Below are 14573 nucleotides of genomic sequence, written 5' to 3' on the forward strand. Positions count from 1 at the left end.
ACCCTTTCTTCTGGAATCTAGATTCAAATATTTGTCGAGAAAGTCAAACAAGGAGGAAGACTTATGAGTGAAAATACAAAAAATAGTTCCCCAAGAGGAATCATCATTGAAATCATAATGTTTCTAACCTATGCATTCTTTGCCGTAAACTGGATTGCAGGTAGTACATTAACCCCACAAATTATGGAGCATTTCCAATTGAGCGGATTTGCCTCTGCCACTTTTATTTCCAACGCCGTAACCATTGCCAAAATCATTGGTAACTTTATGGCAGCCAGTGTACTAAACAAATTGTATCCTAAAAAATCCATTGGATTGGGATCTTTGCTAATTGTACTTGGTAGTATCGTAGCGATTTTTGCTCCATCTTATTTAATCTTCATAATAGGACGTTTCATTATGGGATTTGGTGGCGCATTGTACGTAGTATATCTTAGCCCAATTGTAATTCATTATTTTGCTCCAGAAAATCGCCCAACTGTAAATGCGATCAACTCTGTAGCTTACAACGTAGGTAGTATCATTGCTTTAATTATCGTAGGTCCAGTTATTGCTTGGTTAAGCACATGGCAATATTCCATGGGATTCTTTGCCGGAATCAGTGGTGTTTTGTTTATCCTATGGTTATTATTTGGAGAAGATTTTGAAATTGCAAAAGGAAACAACAGCCAAGCCCTAGAAGAAAAATATACAATAGGGGATGCAATGAAAGAAAAAGTGAACTGGTTGTTGCCATTCTCTTATTCTGGATTGTTAACCTTCTATTTGGTATTGTTAAACATCTTCCCAATTTCAGGAGCAGCGATTATTGAAGCCAAAACACTAAGTACCCTTTGTGCTGTTGGTGGTGTAATCGGAACCATTTTAGCCATTGCTTTATCCAAACGTTACTCTAAACGTCTACCTGTTATGCGTGCTTCTGGATTGTTAATGTCCCTAAGTGGATTGTTAATGTTTAACGCACCAAACGGTGTTGTTGCAACCATTGCCGCTTTGGCCATTGGTATTTTCATGTTCTTGCCAGTTACTTCTTTGGTAATGATTCCTCAAGAATTGCCAAATATGACAGCAGGAAAATTAACACAAGTAATGGGATTGTTCTGGGCGATTTCTTATATCATCCAAACCATCATCTACTTTATCATCGGTATTGTAATCGATAATATGGGATATACTGTAGGTTTGTATATCGCTTTGGCAGTAAGTTTGACTTTCTTTATCGGATCATTCTTATTACCAGAAACAGGAAAAGACAAAAACGTAGCATAATTTCTGAAATATTTGAATAGAAAAACGAAACAAAGAAAAGCAAAGAGAGAAGGATAAAATGAAAAACTTTCAAGAAATGTATAACGAAAAGAAAAAGAGCGTAAAAGAGCTTTTGGATTTAATTGAAGATAGAGATTATATCTTCTCTGCTCAAGCAGCAGGGGAACCAGCGGCGATTTTATCGGAAATGCAATATCTAAAAGAAACCGGGGTAAAAGGTTGTGTATTGAACACTTGTCTACCATTGCAAGACTACCCAATGTTCAAAGATCCAGAAATGCAAGGGATTTTGGATCAAAACGCATGGTTCTTCTCAGGGGCACAACGTCAAGCTCATAAGGACAAATTGGTAAGTGCGATTCCTCAATCCTCTACTTCCGTTCTGAGAAAAGTTTTGGACCGAGTAGCTTATGAAAAACGTCGTCCCGTTGTTATGGCGACAGTATCTCCAATGGATGAACATGGTTATTTCACTTTGTCTGTAAGTGCCATTTATGAACGAGATCTAATCAATAAAGGTGCCTTTGTATTATTGGAAGTGAATCCAAACTTCCCAAGAACCTATGGAGATTCTTTGGTTCACATTTCTGAGGTGGATGCTTTTGTGGAAGCGGATCGTCCAATTCCAGAAGCAAAATTGGCACCTTATACAGAAACCGATGCAAAAATTGGTAAATTGATTGCCGATTTAATTGAAGATGGATCTACCATTCAATTGGGTATCGGAAACATTCCAAATGCCGTAGCCAACGAATTAAAATCAAAGAAACATTTGGGAATTCATACAGAAATGTTTACAGAAACAATGGTAGACTTAATTGAATGTGGCGCTGTAGATAACTCCCAAAAAGGTTTATTGGACGGATATTCCGTATGTTCCTTTACAATGGGTAGCAAGAGATTGTACGATTTCGTAAACAACAATCCATCCGTATTGTTCAAATCTTGTACTTTCACCAACGACCCATATACCATTGGACAAAATAGCAAATTCGTATCTATTAACGCCTCTTTGGAAATTGACCTAATGGGACAATGTGCTTCTGAAACCGTGGACGGCGTACAATGGTCAGGAACTGGCGGACAATCTGAAACCGTAATGGGCGCTCAAATGTCCAAAGGGGGAAAATCCATTATTGCTATGCATTCCACCTACGAAACAACTGATGAAAAGGGCGAAAAAGTATTGCGTTCAAAAATCGTACCTTATTTACACAGAAATGCAGCCGTTACCACTTCCCGTAACGATGTAGATTATGTTGTAACAGAACATGGGGTAGCTTGGTTACGTGGTTTGAATATTCGCGAAAGAGTAGAGGCCCTAATTGCCATTGCCCATCCAGATTTCCGTGAAGAATTAAAAGCTCAAGCAGAAGAATTAAAACTTTGGTAATTTTATCCTTCTCTTGATCGAAAAAGAGAAAAGAAAAACCTTACTCGATTTTTTCGGGTAAGGTTTTTTTGTGTAAAATGTTTTTTTCAGAAAATGTTAATAGACCACTTTGTCTAAGATTCCTTTCAAATGGGCAATGGTAATTCCGTAGTTTGTCATAGGAATCCCCATATCTTTTGCTTTTTGGACTCGAGTTAAGACGGCTTTTCGATTAAACATACAAGCTCCGCAATGAATGATCAAATCATAATTTTCCATTTCGAAAAAATCTTCTCCTCGAGTAAAATCGATGGAAAGATTTTCGCCGTATTTTTTTCGCAATAATTTAGGGATTTTTACCCGTCCAATATCTTCTTCCAAAGGAGCATGGGTACAGGCCTCTGCAATAAGGATTCTAGAATTTTCCGATAGGGAATCCAAAATTTTGGCCGATTCCATAAAGTATTCCACATCCCCCTTTAGTTTGGAAAAAAGCACGGAAAAAGAAGTGAGTCGAACCTCTTTGGGAAGAATATCGTAAACTTCCTTAAAGCATTGAGAATCTGTTATAACAAGATCGGGAGCGTCTTTTAGGCGAGAAAGAGATTCCTCCAACTTATCCAAACCTACGGCTACAACAACGGATTTTTTATCCAACAATTCTCGTATGGTTTGGACTTGGGGAACAATAAGCCGACCTGTAGGTGCTTGGATATCCTGTGGCATGACTAAGAGAGTAAGGGAATTTTCCTTTACCAAAGAACCGGTAATATCTCTTTCTTCTTTTTGAATTTGAGTTTTTATGGCGTCAATGATTTCGAATTTGCTTTTCTCGGAATCCTTTTGAAGAAAAAGAGGATGGTAATTTTCCAATTCCTTCAAATATTCTTCTTCGTAGGAAAGATCCGTTCTCATAAGAGCAAAAACCGTAGGAATATTGTTTTTTGCCAATTGCAAAATGAAATCTTGATCCGATTTCAAATCTCCAGAAAAAAGGAAGATGGCCAAATCGGTTTTGTCCAAAGCCTTTGCCGTGGCTTCTATTCTCTCTTTTCCTAAAATACTTTCATCATCATAACCAGGCGTATCTAAGAAAAGAACCGGGCCCAAACCATTGATTTCCATGGGTTTATTTACTGTGTCTGTTGTCGTTCCCTTAATGTCGCTGACAATGGAAGATTTTTGTCCCGAAAGAAGATTTAATAAAGTGGATTTTCCCGCATTGGTTTTTCCAAAAATTCCAATATGTGTTCTTAAAGCGTTTTGTGTTTTTATCATAAATTAAAATCTCTCAATCCTTCATCAATTTTTTTCAGACTCTTTATGGTGTAGTCCTTAATGTCTTCCCTTTGAATAAACTCCAACTCTTCTTCCGTCACTTTTTTGCCTATGATTTTGGTTTCCTCGCTGGCATAATCGTTGAAAAATTCCTGTAGGGTCATAATGGCATTGGGCTGACAAAGATTGCTAATTTCTCCCGATTTCGCCATGGCCATAAAACGGTCTCCCGTCCGTCCATTTCGATAACAAGCTGTACAGAAAGAAGGAAGATGTCCAAGGGAAAGAAGCCAACGGATAACCTCGTCCAAAGTTCGCGTATCATTAACATCAAACTGTTCGCTTTTTTTGGGATCAAATTCCAAATCCTCAGAATCGGCGTAGCCGCCAACGGATGTTTTAGAAGCTCCACTAACTTGTGAAATTCCAATTTCTAAAGCTCGTTCCCTCATCTCTTGGGATTCCCTTGTGGACATAATCATTCCAACATAAGGAGCGGCAATTCGAATAACAGCAATCAGTTTTTCAAATACATCATCTTGCAATGCGTTGGTAAAATCTTCAGGATCAATATCATCAGCTGGCCGAACTCTTGGGACAGAAATAGTATGAGGACCTACGCCATATTTTGCCTCTAAATGTTCCCCGTGAAGGAGCAATCCAACGAAATCGTATTTGTAATTGTTTAGACCAAAGAGGACGCCAATTCCAACGTCGTCGATTCCTCCTTCCATGGCACGATCCATAGCTTCCGTATGGTAAGCGTAATTGGATTTTGGACCGGCTGGGTGAAGAGCTTCGTAGGATTTTTTATTATAGGTTTCTTGGAAAAGGATATACGTTCCAATTCCCGCCTCCTTTAACATTCGATATTCTTCCACAGTCGTTGCGGCAATATTGACATTAACCCTTCGGATTTCTCCATTTTTATGATGGACAGAATAAATGGTTTCAATGGCTTCTAAGATATATTCAATGGGCGTTTCTATAGGATGCTCTCCACTTTCTAAAGCCAATCTTTTATGGCCCATATCCTGAAGAGCTATGGTTTCTTGTCGAATTTCTTCCATGGTCAATTTTTTTCGAGCAATGTGTTTGTTTTTTACGTGATAAGGACAATAAACGCAACTATTGATACAGTAATTGGAAAGATACAAAGGGGCAAACAAAACAATTCGATTCCCATAAATATGCATTTTGATTTCCTTAGCCAAAGCAAAGATTTTTTCGTTCAAATCTTCTTCTTCACAAGACACAAGGAGAAAGGCCTCTCTATGGTTTAATCCTTTTCTCTCCTTGGCCTTTTCCAAAATAGATTCTATGAGTTCCCGATTGTTTTTATTTTTTTCCCCGAAGGCAATGGTATCTAGAATTTCTCCATCGTGAATAAATTCCTCTGCCACACTACTTTTTGGATTGTATTTGTACATATTATCCTCTCTTTCCATCAATAGGATCTCCCACATCAATTTTTATCTTTTTTCCAATCTTCATAAATTCCTCATCCAATTCATGAATATAGGCAGCGGCCTCTAAATTTTGGATGGCTTTGTTATCGTATAAGGAATAATTTTGTTTCGCCTTCTCAGGAGATAGATTGGGCATTACAACATTGGCTCCATGGAGCATTCCTAAAATACGTCCCTGAGGATGAATGCTATTTAACGCCGTTGTTGACGGAATTAGGGCTTGAGGGAACAAAATACGAAGGATGGATACCACTTTCAAAGAAAGCTCCAAATCTCCGTTGCCCTCTCCGTGAAAAATCGTGTCCTTGTGATGAATAAAAGGTCCCACGCCAATCATTTGAGGTTGTAGTTCCTGTAAAAAATCAAAATCCTCCAAAATATTTTCTATGGTTTGAAAAGGCGCTCCAATCATAAAGCCAGAACCAACGACAAATCCCAAATCTTTTAGATGATAGAGGGTTTTTCTTCGTTCTTCAAAGCTCTGATTCTTTGGGTGAAGTTTCCCGAAGAGCTCTTCATTGGCCGCCTCGTGGCGAAGAAGATATCGATCGGCCCCAGCCTCTTTTAGTTTTTTCAAACTTTCGTAGCTGCGAACCCCTAAAGAAAGGGTAATTCGCGTATCGGGGAAAGATTTTTTTATGGATTTAATAATAGAAATAAAATAATCGTCTTCTAAACTTGGATCCTCGCCTCCTTGTAAAACGAACGTGCGAAATCCTTTGTTGTATCCATATTCGCAAGCGGAAAGCACCTCTTCAACCGGAAGACGAAATCTTTGGATTTCAGAATTTTTTCCATTGATTCCACAATAATAACAAGTTTGTTTGCAATAATTGGAAAATTCAACCAATCCTCGAATAAAAATAGAATCTCCATAGTTTTCTTGGCAAAGATCCCAAGCTTTTTTCCGTAGGGCTTCCTGAATGTCTTTGTTGTGAGTTTCCAAAAGAAATCGAATTTCTTCTCTCTCGAGAGTTCCCCTCTCGATTTGTCTTAAAATTCTCTCTTTCATTTGTTCTTTGAATAAATGACTTTCGCGGTAATGTCTTCAATATTTCCCAATTTACCGCTAAGGCTTGAAATTTTATCTTGAGGAGCATTTAGAACCACAGTAATAATAAAAAGATCATTCTCCACCCGTGGGAGGCCCATTCTTCCTAAAATATATTCATTGTATTCATGTAAAATGCTCTGTACTTTTTCACTCTGTTTTATATCTTCAATAATAATTCCTAAAATGGCAATTCGTCTTTCCATTTTCCCTCCTTAAAAATAAAAAAAGCACGACAAAAAAACCGTGCTTTATTGCAAGAAAAGGCGCAGTTTCAAGTCAGATTTCTCTTATTTGTCACTCACGGGTTTATTATAGCATGGGGAAAATAAATAAACAAATGGAATGGATGGTAGAAAAAACCCCCACTCTGTCAGAATGGGGGTTGGAAAAATTTATTTCTCTTTTTGGAACAAGATAACAAACAAAGCAAGGAAAAACAAATAAGAAATAGAAGATATTATCTTAAGGATTTTAGAGTAATAATTGTAAACCGAAAGGGTTGCAGGATCATTTTCTGCTATAGGCCAAATAAAATCTCCTACAGAAGAGGTAAAATAGTTAATCAGTAATCCAAAGAGAAGGATAAAAAGAACAGGGAATAGAATTTCCTTCCAATTCTCTTTGAACGATTTTTTCTCCCCATTATAAAGTATGGGAAAATACAAAAGACAAGCCGTACGAACCCATTGAACTTGATCCGTGGGAATTTTTGTAAATTCTCTTTTCCCTGCATCTATAAAATAAACCAGAAAAGCCATTTGAATTATGGCAACAATAGAAAGAAGCAAAACTCTTTTTGTCTTTGTCATCATTAAAATATCCTTTCTTATCCCTTTCGTTATTTTAACTAAAAAACAAAAACTTCTTATTTATCGGCAAGACTTGTCATAACGGAAATGGAATTGATAATATCGGCGGTATTTTCAAGATTCAAACTAACTCGATAGCCGTCCAATCGTTGAGCACCAATCATTCTTTCCACTCGGTCTGCCTGGTCTGTGGTGTTAAATTCTATGGTTATATTGTAAGGAGCTTCTAAATCGGGCATAGGAAGAGTAGAAAAATCTTTTTCCAATACTCGATGAACAGCCTCTATGGTTTCCTTTTCTACGATTTGAGGATTTTTCAACTTAGAGGCAAAGCGTCCCAAACTTTTTTTCGTAATTACGTATTCTACATACTTCATATAGCCTTCTCGAATGAGCTGGTCGTACAAGCCGCTATCCCCAATAATAAGGGCAACAGGGATGCGAAGTTCTTTGGCATAAAGAGCATTGACCATGGCTTCGGAACATTTGATTCCATTGATGCTCAATCGGTGAACAGAGGTGGAAAAACTATGTTCCATATTGGCTTTGTGTTGGCCGCTTCCTGCGTGATAGCCAACGAAAAAGGCCACATCGTGTCCTTCCATTCCATGGACCATAAATTCACGGCGAGGACTTCCCACAATCAATTGGATTCTTGGATCCATTTTTCCTAAGCGGAAATAGTCCAAACTTCTTCCCATATTATGGGCGTCACAAACGGTAATTTCGGTTATATCTTTGTTTTTAGGGGATGTTTGAATCCCTTTTATTACGTATTCCATTTGGCGATGAATGGCTTCTAGATACATAGTCCGTTCGCCAGTTTCTTCGGTCCAATTATTGATTCCAGCAATTCCTTCCATATCAAACGAAATATAAATTTTCATCACAAACCCTCCTACCTTTAGAATAGCATAAAGAAGGGGGTCTTTCCATAGATTTTAGAAACTGTTACAATGAATGAAGGAGGGGAATTATGAAGCTTTTGGATATTTTTACGTATGTTTTTGAAGAATTGCCCATTGGCGTTTTGTCTTTTTTAGGAGAAGATTATTTGCCAAAATCAGAAGTAATAGAAATTGCAGCCGCTGGAGAAGGTGGTTTGTATTTTATTTTGAATCGAGACAATGAAATGGCTCGAGATATTATTCGCAGAAAAGAGATTTCTTTTGTTACGTATAAGGACGGACTTTCTTTAAGGGGAACAGAGTTTATAAATATAAAAGGGGTAGTAAAACGAAGCGATGAGAGCTGGGACTTGGTAAAAAAGCTCAATCCAGAATTGTCGGATTCTTATAAGGATGAACAGAATCAGAAAATGGTCTTTCTTTTCTTTATTCATGAAGGGGAAGGGACAATCAAAAAGAAAAAAGAAAGAGCCGAAGCCTTCGCTTTTGGCCAACCAAAGGGTGAATCCTATATTTATGAGGTGAACAATCGCTGTGTTCGTTGTATGGATTGCGTTCAAGTTTGTCCCGTAGATGCAATAAAACCGCTAGGTGCACGGGTTTCCATTAATCAAAATCTCTGCGTTCATTGTTCGGCTTGCTACAAAACCTGTGCTTTTTCTGCCATTGATCGTAGTTAACATGAAGGAATTTTTTATGAGAGAGGCCCTAAAAGAGGCCCAAAAAGCAAAAGATTTAGGAGAGGTTCCCATTGGAGCTGTAATCGTTCAAGGGGAGAAAATCATTGGTAGAGGATACAATCGCCGGGAAATTGACGGGGATCCTGTTTCCCACGGAGAAATTTTGGCCATTCAAATGGCGGCAAAGGAAATGATTTCGTGGCGTTTGGAAGAATGCGATCTCTATGTAACCATAGAACCCTGCCCTATGTGTATGGGGGCGATTTTGAACAGTCGAATCAATCATTTGTATATTGGAGCGATGAACCCAAGGTTTGGGGCAGCAGGAAGCGTGGTAAATTTAGCGGATTATAAAGCTTTTAATCATTCTGTAGAAGTGGAATCGGGGATTTTAGAAGAAGAATGTAGCGAAATGATGCAGAGTTTTTTTCGTGAACTTCGCACAAAAAAAGAAAAGAAAAAGACGAGGGGCCTATAGAGGCGACTCGTCCTTTTTTTATCCTTTAATTGGGTAGCCGGAAACTTTTTTATTTCCTTCGATTTCTACTCTTTGTGGAACCAAGCTTCCTTTTTCTACAATAGTATTTTCTCCAATAATGGATCCGTCTGATAAAATAACATCTTCTTCTATTACGGCGCCATTTCCGATTTTTGTGCCATGAATAATACAGCGAGGGCCGATTTTTACATTGTCTCCAATAACGACATCAAAATCTGGCAACATATGAACCACTGTGCCTTCTCCAATGGAAACATTTTTTCCAATGGAAACCGATCCGTGGGAATCGCCGATGATTTTTACATCGTCTTGGAAATGAGCGCCCTCATCGATTTTTACCTTTCCAATAATTTCGACCCTTGCCCCTAAAGTAGGAGCCTTCGCTTCCGGGGTAAATTCTTTGTAGGAAAGGAAGGTTTCAGGATTTTCTGCCGGTTCTTGTTGGGGAAGAGGATAGGTTTCTCCTTGAGTGCGTTCTAGATTTCCTCTACGCATTTTTTTGATCATTTCCTTATCCTCTATGGTTAAACCACGAATTACAGAAAATGGATTTCCCACAATGACTGCGTGGGAGGCGGCTTTTGCTCCGTCAGGAAGAACGGTTCCTTCTCCTAAAATCACCCAATCTCCCACGTAACAATCTTCCCCAATTTTTACGCCGTTTCCAATTTCGCAAAAACTCCCAATATTGGCGCCGCGAATATGGCAACGATGGCCTAGAACGGTTTTTTCTCCAATTTTAACGGGAGAATTTTCTGTGGATTCCACAAGGGAATTTTCTAAAATCATAGAATGATCTCCAATGGTTATGGGATTTTTACGTCCATCACATGTTACTCCATAGGATAATAGAGAATTTTCGGCTACTTTTACCTCTCCTAAAACGCGAGTGGTAGAGCGAGTATTTTTATTTGTTTTCATAGAAAAAGTCCTTTCTTTTGGAATCGTTGAATATTTCCCTTCTTGTTGTTATAATGAGCATAGGAAGCCCTTTGGGATCCGATTCAAATAGAATCTATAGGAGGCAGGATTTCCTGTCTTTTTTTATTCAAGGAGGGAAACTCTTGGATACATGGAAAAAAATAGGGGAACAAATTGGTATTTCCCTAAAAAAATTTATACAAGCAAAACTCGTAGCTATGGGAATCAATTTGGTTGTTTTCTTAATTGGATTTTTTATCCTAAAAGTAAAACACTGGATTCTTCTAGGGATTGTAACGACCATAGTAGACGCCTTGCCCTTTGTTGGTGGCGGGGTCATTTTAATGCCTTGGTCCATTATTGCCTTGATTCAAGGGCAAGGGAAATTGGCCGGTGGGTTGATTTTGCTATTTATTTTGTCCTTTTTGATCCATCAAATTGTAGAGCCGTTGATTATAGGAAAATCGGTGGGGTTAAATCCTCTGTATTCCTTTGGAATTATGGTAGGGGCTCTTCTTATTTTTGGACCATGGGGTGCCATTATAGGAAGTTTGGCTACGGTAGTTTTGTCGGCCGTTGTTGAAGTAAGAAAAATTAATAATCGTGATAGAGATTATCTAGAATAAGAGCACAGGCGTAATAAATTTCTAAGGGAATGGCTTCATCACAAATGGAAATGGAATAGGCTTTGCCCTTTTTTGTCCGCTCTCCAGAGAATGTGCCAAGCTTTTCTTCTCCATCCATTAAATAAAAAGTAGAGTTGCGAACTTCGCCGATTAAGTCGAGGGTGCGTCCTTTCCATTTCAGGCTAAGGTTTGGCATTTCAAAACGGAAGCCGTCTTTGAATTCCAATCGCCCTCCAGAATAAATCAAAACATAGGAAAGTTTTCGTAAAAAATTGCTACGTTTTTTATGGAGAGAAAAAAATTCATTGTCTTGTGCGTCTTTTACAGAAAGAGTAAAAGGCAAAAAAGTAAAATCAGATAGGAAAGAGTCGATTTCTTCCGTAATCAAATCTTGTTGGGCAGAAAGAAGCGTTTGTTCTTCTTCCCCTAAAAAACGAAATACTTTGGAGTTTGGGAGTCGAATTTCTGATTCCAAGCGACAAGTAAAAGTCATTGGCTCACATCCTTTACATTATATAAAATAATCCTACTTTGATTGTATCGACAATTGCAAGAAAATACAAGAGAAGAAGAGGATTCGGAAAGGTAGGAAATATGGAAGAATTAATAAGAAGAATTAACGAATTGGCAAAAACAGCCAAAGAGAGGGAGTTGACCCCAGAAGAATCCGAAGAAAGAGCCCGTCTTCGAAAAGAATATTTAGAAATCTTTCGAAAAGGATTCCGTCAACAATTGCTTCATACCAAAGTTGTGGATGAAGAAGGCAACGATGTTACCCCAGAAAAATTAAAAGACGCTCAAGAAGAGGAAGGCCAAGAATAAGGAGTAATTATGAAGGTTATCTTAGTAGGCGCAGGAAAAATGGGTTTGCGTTTGGCTCGTTCTTTGGTAGAAGAAGGAGTAGAAGTAACGGTAATTGATGAAAATCCAGATGTTATTCAACAAGTAAATAATAGTTTGGATGTTTTAACGGTTACGGGAAATGCATTGGATTTTTCCATTTTTAAGGAACTGAAAATTGAAACCTATGACTTAATGATTGCCACTGTATCTAGCGACGAATCCAACGTATTGTTGGCAAGTATTTCTAAGAGAATGGGCTGTAAGATGTCTGTGGCTAGGGTTCGAGATCCTCAATACCACAAACAAATTCGCTTTATTAAGGAAGAGTTGGAAATTGACTATGTAATCAATCCAGACCATGCAACCGCTATGGCTATTGAAAAATACCTATTGAAGCGATACTCTCTTATGAGTGATGAGTTTGCCGGGGGGAAAGTAAAATTAGTAGAATTTAACGTTTCCCAAGAATCCGATTTTGTAGGGAAAAGTTTAATGGAGCTAAAGGGCTTGGACACGCTATTGGTCAGTGCGGTTTCTCGCAGAGGAGAGACCATCATCCCAAACGGACGAACCATACTAGAGGAAAATGACGTAATTCTAGTGATTGGTGCTCGAAAAGATGTAGATGAATTCGATCGAACCCACTCCAATGTAAATGCAGTAAAGCCAGTAAAAAATGTGTTGATTCTTGGCGGAGGAAAGCTAGGCCATTATTTGGGACAGCTGTTGACAGAGGATAATATTAACGTAACCATTATTGAAAACAATTTGGAACGAGCAAAAGATTTGAAAGATTTAGTACCAAAGGCCATGGTAATCCATGGAGATGGTACCAATTTTGATACAATAAGAGAAGAAACGCTTCACAATACCGATGCCTTTGTGGCAGCAACAGGAATTGATGAAACCAATATTCTTATGGCTCTTTCTATGAAACAAGAGGGGATTAGCAAATCCGTAGCGAAAATTTCTCGCCCAAACTTTAACGGCATTTTGGACCGTTTGCATTTAGATGCTGCTTTTAATCCTAGTTTTATTACCGCTTCTGTTATTTTGAAGTTGGTTCGTGGAAAGGACGCCTTATCCATAAACTTAATGATTGATGGAGATGCAGAAATTACAGAAATTAAATTAAGTCACGGATTGCCAATATTGGATACGCCATTAAAAGAGTTGCACATGCCAAAGGGGATTCTAATTTCTGCCATTGTTAGAGATGGGGAAGTTATTATTCCCAATGGAAACGCCGAGCTAAAAGCAAACGACCGCATCATCGTATTTTGTCATCATAAAAACATTCAGAGTATGAAATCTTATTTCTACAAAAAACCGGGAGGTTTTTTCCATGAACTACGTAGCCGCTTTTAAGGTTATTGGATCGATATTAATGATTGAGGGAGTTTTTATGCTTCCTCCCTTTCTCTATGCCTTGATTTATAAAGAAACAACGGTTTCGGGATTTTTAATCGCCATAATCTTGTGTTTTTTTATTAATTTAGTAATAAAAAGAATGCACCAAGAATCCGTTCACATTCGACCCAAAGACGGACTATTCATTGTTGTGATTGGCTGGATTTTTGTATCGATTTTAGGAGCCATTCCCTATGTGATTTCAGGAGCCGTTCCTACCTTTATGGATGCCTTATTTGAAACGGTCTCGGGATTTACCACAACGGGATCGACAGTAATCAAAAATATAGAAGCAATAGACAAATCTCTAATATTATGGCGTTCCATGACCCATTGGATTGGTGGTATGGGGATTTTGGTGTTTACTTTGGCCATTTTACCAAAAGTAGGCAATGATGGAATGAAAATTTTCAAGGCAGAAATTCCAGGACCGGTAACGGGGAAAGTAGAGCCAAGGTTAAAGGATACGGCAAAATATCTATACAAAGTTTATATCTTGCTTACCATCGCCGTATTTGTATTGCTGGTATTGGCTAAGATGCCTGTTTTTGATGCTCTTATTCATACGCTAGGAGTTACAGCTACTGGAGGATTTTCTTCCCATACGGATTCTGTGGCGCGTTATGGTAGTCAACCGATGATTCTTCTTATTATGTCTATTTTTATGATTGTATGCGGAACCAATTTTGCCCTATATTACAGTTTGCATCAAGGAAAACTAAGAGACGTATTAAAAGACGAAGAACTCCATGTATATTATGGAATCATTATTATAGCAACGATTTTAATTGCTTTGAACTTGTCATTGTCTCATGGCCAAACGGCGGAAAATTCCTTAGTGGATTCTTTTTTCCATGTAACTTCGGTTATTTCAACGGCTGGATTTGCAACGGCAGACTATGACCTATGGCCTAGTTTTTCAAAATTTATCATCCTACTTCTAACCTTTGTGGGCTCTTGTGCAGGGTCCACGGCTGGTGGAATGAAGGTGATTCGAATTCTTATTTTAGGAAAAATTATTCGTAGGGAAATCCTTCGTGTAACTCATCCCAATGCCGTTATGCCCATTACTCTAAATGGGAAGCGTTTGGATGAGAGTATAATCATGGGGATTGTTGGCTACATGGCCTTGTATTTTCTTTTGTTAATTGTATCCGTAGGGATTGTTACTTTGAACAACATTGACTTTGTAAGTTCCCTATCGGCGACTATATCTTGTCTTTCCAATGTGGGCCCAGGGTTTAACTTAGTAGGACCTTCTCAAACTTTTGCAGATTTTTCAACGCCAATCAAACTTCTTTTTACGGGGCTTATGTTATTGGGACGTTTGGAATTTTTCACTATTATTGCATTAATTACTCCAAAATCTTGGGTACACCATTCAGAAATATAAAACAGCAGGAGAAGATTTTTTGGAGCCAGTGCAGAAAGAGAA

The 14573-nt window shown here is 38.3% G+C and carries 16 protein-coding genes; 8 read left to right on the forward strand and 8 right to left on the reverse strand.

The genetic code is table 11. From position 1 onward, the window contains the following. Nucleotides 1-63: 63 nt before the first annotated feature. The gene (locus tag LQU94_RS07500; RefSeq protein ID WP_230697064.1) at nt 64-1269 is read left to right on the forward strand and encodes a nitrate/nitrite transporter; all 1206 of its coding nucleotides are present in this window, start codon (nt 64-66) and stop codon (nt 1267-1269) included. Nucleotides 1270-1327: 58 nt separating this feature from the next. Beyond that, nucleotides 1328-2662, forward strand: a complete 1335-nt coding sequence (locus LQU94_RS07505) for an acetyl-CoA hydrolase/transferase family protein (RefSeq protein WP_230697065.1) — start codon at nt 1328-1330, stop codon at nt 2660-2662. Nucleotides 2663-2758: 96 nt separating this feature from the next. Here the strand turns inward: LQU94_RS07505 and hydF are convergent, their stop codons facing one another. The 6 genes from hydF to LQU94_RS07535 all read right to left on the reverse strand — a co-directional run bounded on the left by hydF (nt 2759) and on the right by LQU94_RS07535 (nt 8138). Next, nucleotides 2759-3919, reverse strand: a complete 1161-nt coding sequence (gene hydF / locus LQU94_RS07510; RefSeq protein ID WP_255702435.1) for a [FeFe] hydrogenase H-cluster maturation GTPase HydF — start codon at nt 3917-3919, stop codon at nt 2759-2761. Beyond that, nucleotides 3916-5349: a [FeFe] hydrogenase H-cluster radical SAM maturase HydG gene (gene hydG, locus LQU94_RS07515; RefSeq protein ID WP_230697094.1), complete on the reverse strand. Its 1434-nt coding sequence runs from the start codon at nt 5347-5349 to the stop codon at nt 3916-3918. The genes hydF and hydG overlap by 4 nt, the downstream gene beginning before the upstream one ends. 1 nt (nt 5350) lies before the next feature. Next, nucleotides 5351-6400: a [FeFe] hydrogenase H-cluster radical SAM maturase HydE gene (gene hydE / locus LQU94_RS07520; RefSeq protein WP_230697066.1), complete on the reverse strand. Its 1050-nt coding sequence runs from the start codon at nt 6398-6400 to the stop codon at nt 5351-5353. Then, nucleotides 6397-6645, reverse strand: coding sequence for a TM1266 family iron-only hydrogenase system putative regulator (locus LQU94_RS07525; protein WP_230697067.1), 249 nt, complete (start codon nt 6643-6645; stop codon nt 6397-6399). The genes hydE and LQU94_RS07525 overlap by 4 nt, the downstream gene beginning before the upstream one ends. A 189-nt stretch (nt 6646-6834) precedes the next feature. After that, the gene (locus LQU94_RS07530; RefSeq protein ID WP_230697068.1) at nt 6835-7254 is read right to left on the reverse strand and encodes a hypothetical protein; all 420 of its coding nucleotides are present in this window, start codon (nt 7252-7254) and stop codon (nt 6835-6837) included. Nucleotides 7255-7307: 53 nt separating this feature from the next. Beyond that, nucleotides 7308-8138, reverse strand: a complete 831-nt coding sequence (locus LQU94_RS07535; protein WP_230697069.1) for a M55 family metallopeptidase — start codon at nt 8136-8138, stop codon at nt 7308-7310. Nucleotides 8139-8227: 89 nt separating this feature from the next. Here LQU94_RS07535 and LQU94_RS07540 point away from each other — a divergent pair, with 89 nt between their 5' ends. Next, the gene (locus LQU94_RS07540) at nt 8228-8839 is read left to right on the forward strand and encodes a 4Fe-4S binding protein (RefSeq protein ID WP_230697070.1); all 612 of its coding nucleotides are present in this window, start codon (nt 8228-8230) and stop codon (nt 8837-8839) included. A 1-nt stretch (nt 8840) separates the two neighbouring features. Next, nucleotides 8841-9317, forward strand: a complete 477-nt coding sequence (gene tadA, locus LQU94_RS07545; protein WP_255702436.1) for a tRNA adenosine(34) deaminase TadA — start codon at nt 8841-8843, stop codon at nt 9315-9317. A gap of 18 nt (nt 9318-9335) precedes the next feature. Here tadA and LQU94_RS07550 read toward each other — a convergent pair whose 3' ends face one another. Next, complete coding sequence (locus LQU94_RS07550; RefSeq protein WP_230697072.1) at nt 9336-10259, reverse strand: DapH/DapD/GlmU-related protein; 924 nt, start codon at nt 10257-10259, stop codon at nt 9336-9338. A 143-nt stretch (nt 10260-10402) separates the two neighbouring features. Between LQU94_RS07550 and LQU94_RS07555 the strand changes: the two genes are divergently transcribed. Then, entirely contained in the window at nt 10403-10885 is a 483-nt protein-coding gene (locus LQU94_RS07555; protein ID WP_230697073.1) for an AI-2E family transporter, read from the forward strand. Here LQU94_RS07555 and LQU94_RS07560 read toward each other — a convergent pair. After that, complete coding sequence (locus LQU94_RS07560; protein WP_230697074.1) at nt 10854-11378, reverse strand: hypothetical protein; 525 nt, start codon at nt 11376-11378, stop codon at nt 10854-10856. The genes LQU94_RS07555 and LQU94_RS07560 overlap by 32 nt on opposite strands. A 101-nt stretch (nt 11379-11479) precedes the next feature. On the opposite strand from LQU94_RS07560, the gene LQU94_RS07565 reads away from it, so the two are divergent. Genes LQU94_RS07565 through LQU94_RS07575 form a run of 3 tightly spaced genes read left to right on the forward strand, consistent with a single transcriptional unit; the run spans nt 11480 to nt 14531 of the window. Further along, entirely contained in the window at nt 11480-11707 is a 228-nt protein-coding gene (locus LQU94_RS07565; protein WP_230697075.1) for a DUF896 domain-containing protein, read from the forward strand. 9 nt (nt 11708-11716) lie between these two features. Next, the gene (gene trkA, locus LQU94_RS07570) at nt 11717-13096 is read left to right on the forward strand and encodes a Trk system potassium transporter TrkA (RefSeq protein ID WP_230697076.1); all 1380 of its coding nucleotides are present in this window, start codon (nt 11717-11719) and stop codon (nt 13094-13096) included. Then, the gene (locus LQU94_RS07575; protein WP_230697077.1) at nt 13074-14531 is read left to right on the forward strand and encodes a TrkH family potassium uptake protein; all 1458 of its coding nucleotides are present in this window, start codon (nt 13074-13076) and stop codon (nt 14529-14531) included. The genes trkA and LQU94_RS07575 overlap by 23 nt, the downstream gene beginning before the upstream one ends. Nucleotides 14532-14573: the final 42 nt, after the last annotated feature.

This window comes from Peptoniphilus sp. KCTC 25270 (assembly GCF_021012875.1).
Lineage (GTDB): Bacteria > Bacillota > Clostridia > Tissierellales > Peptoniphilaceae > JAJMZJ01.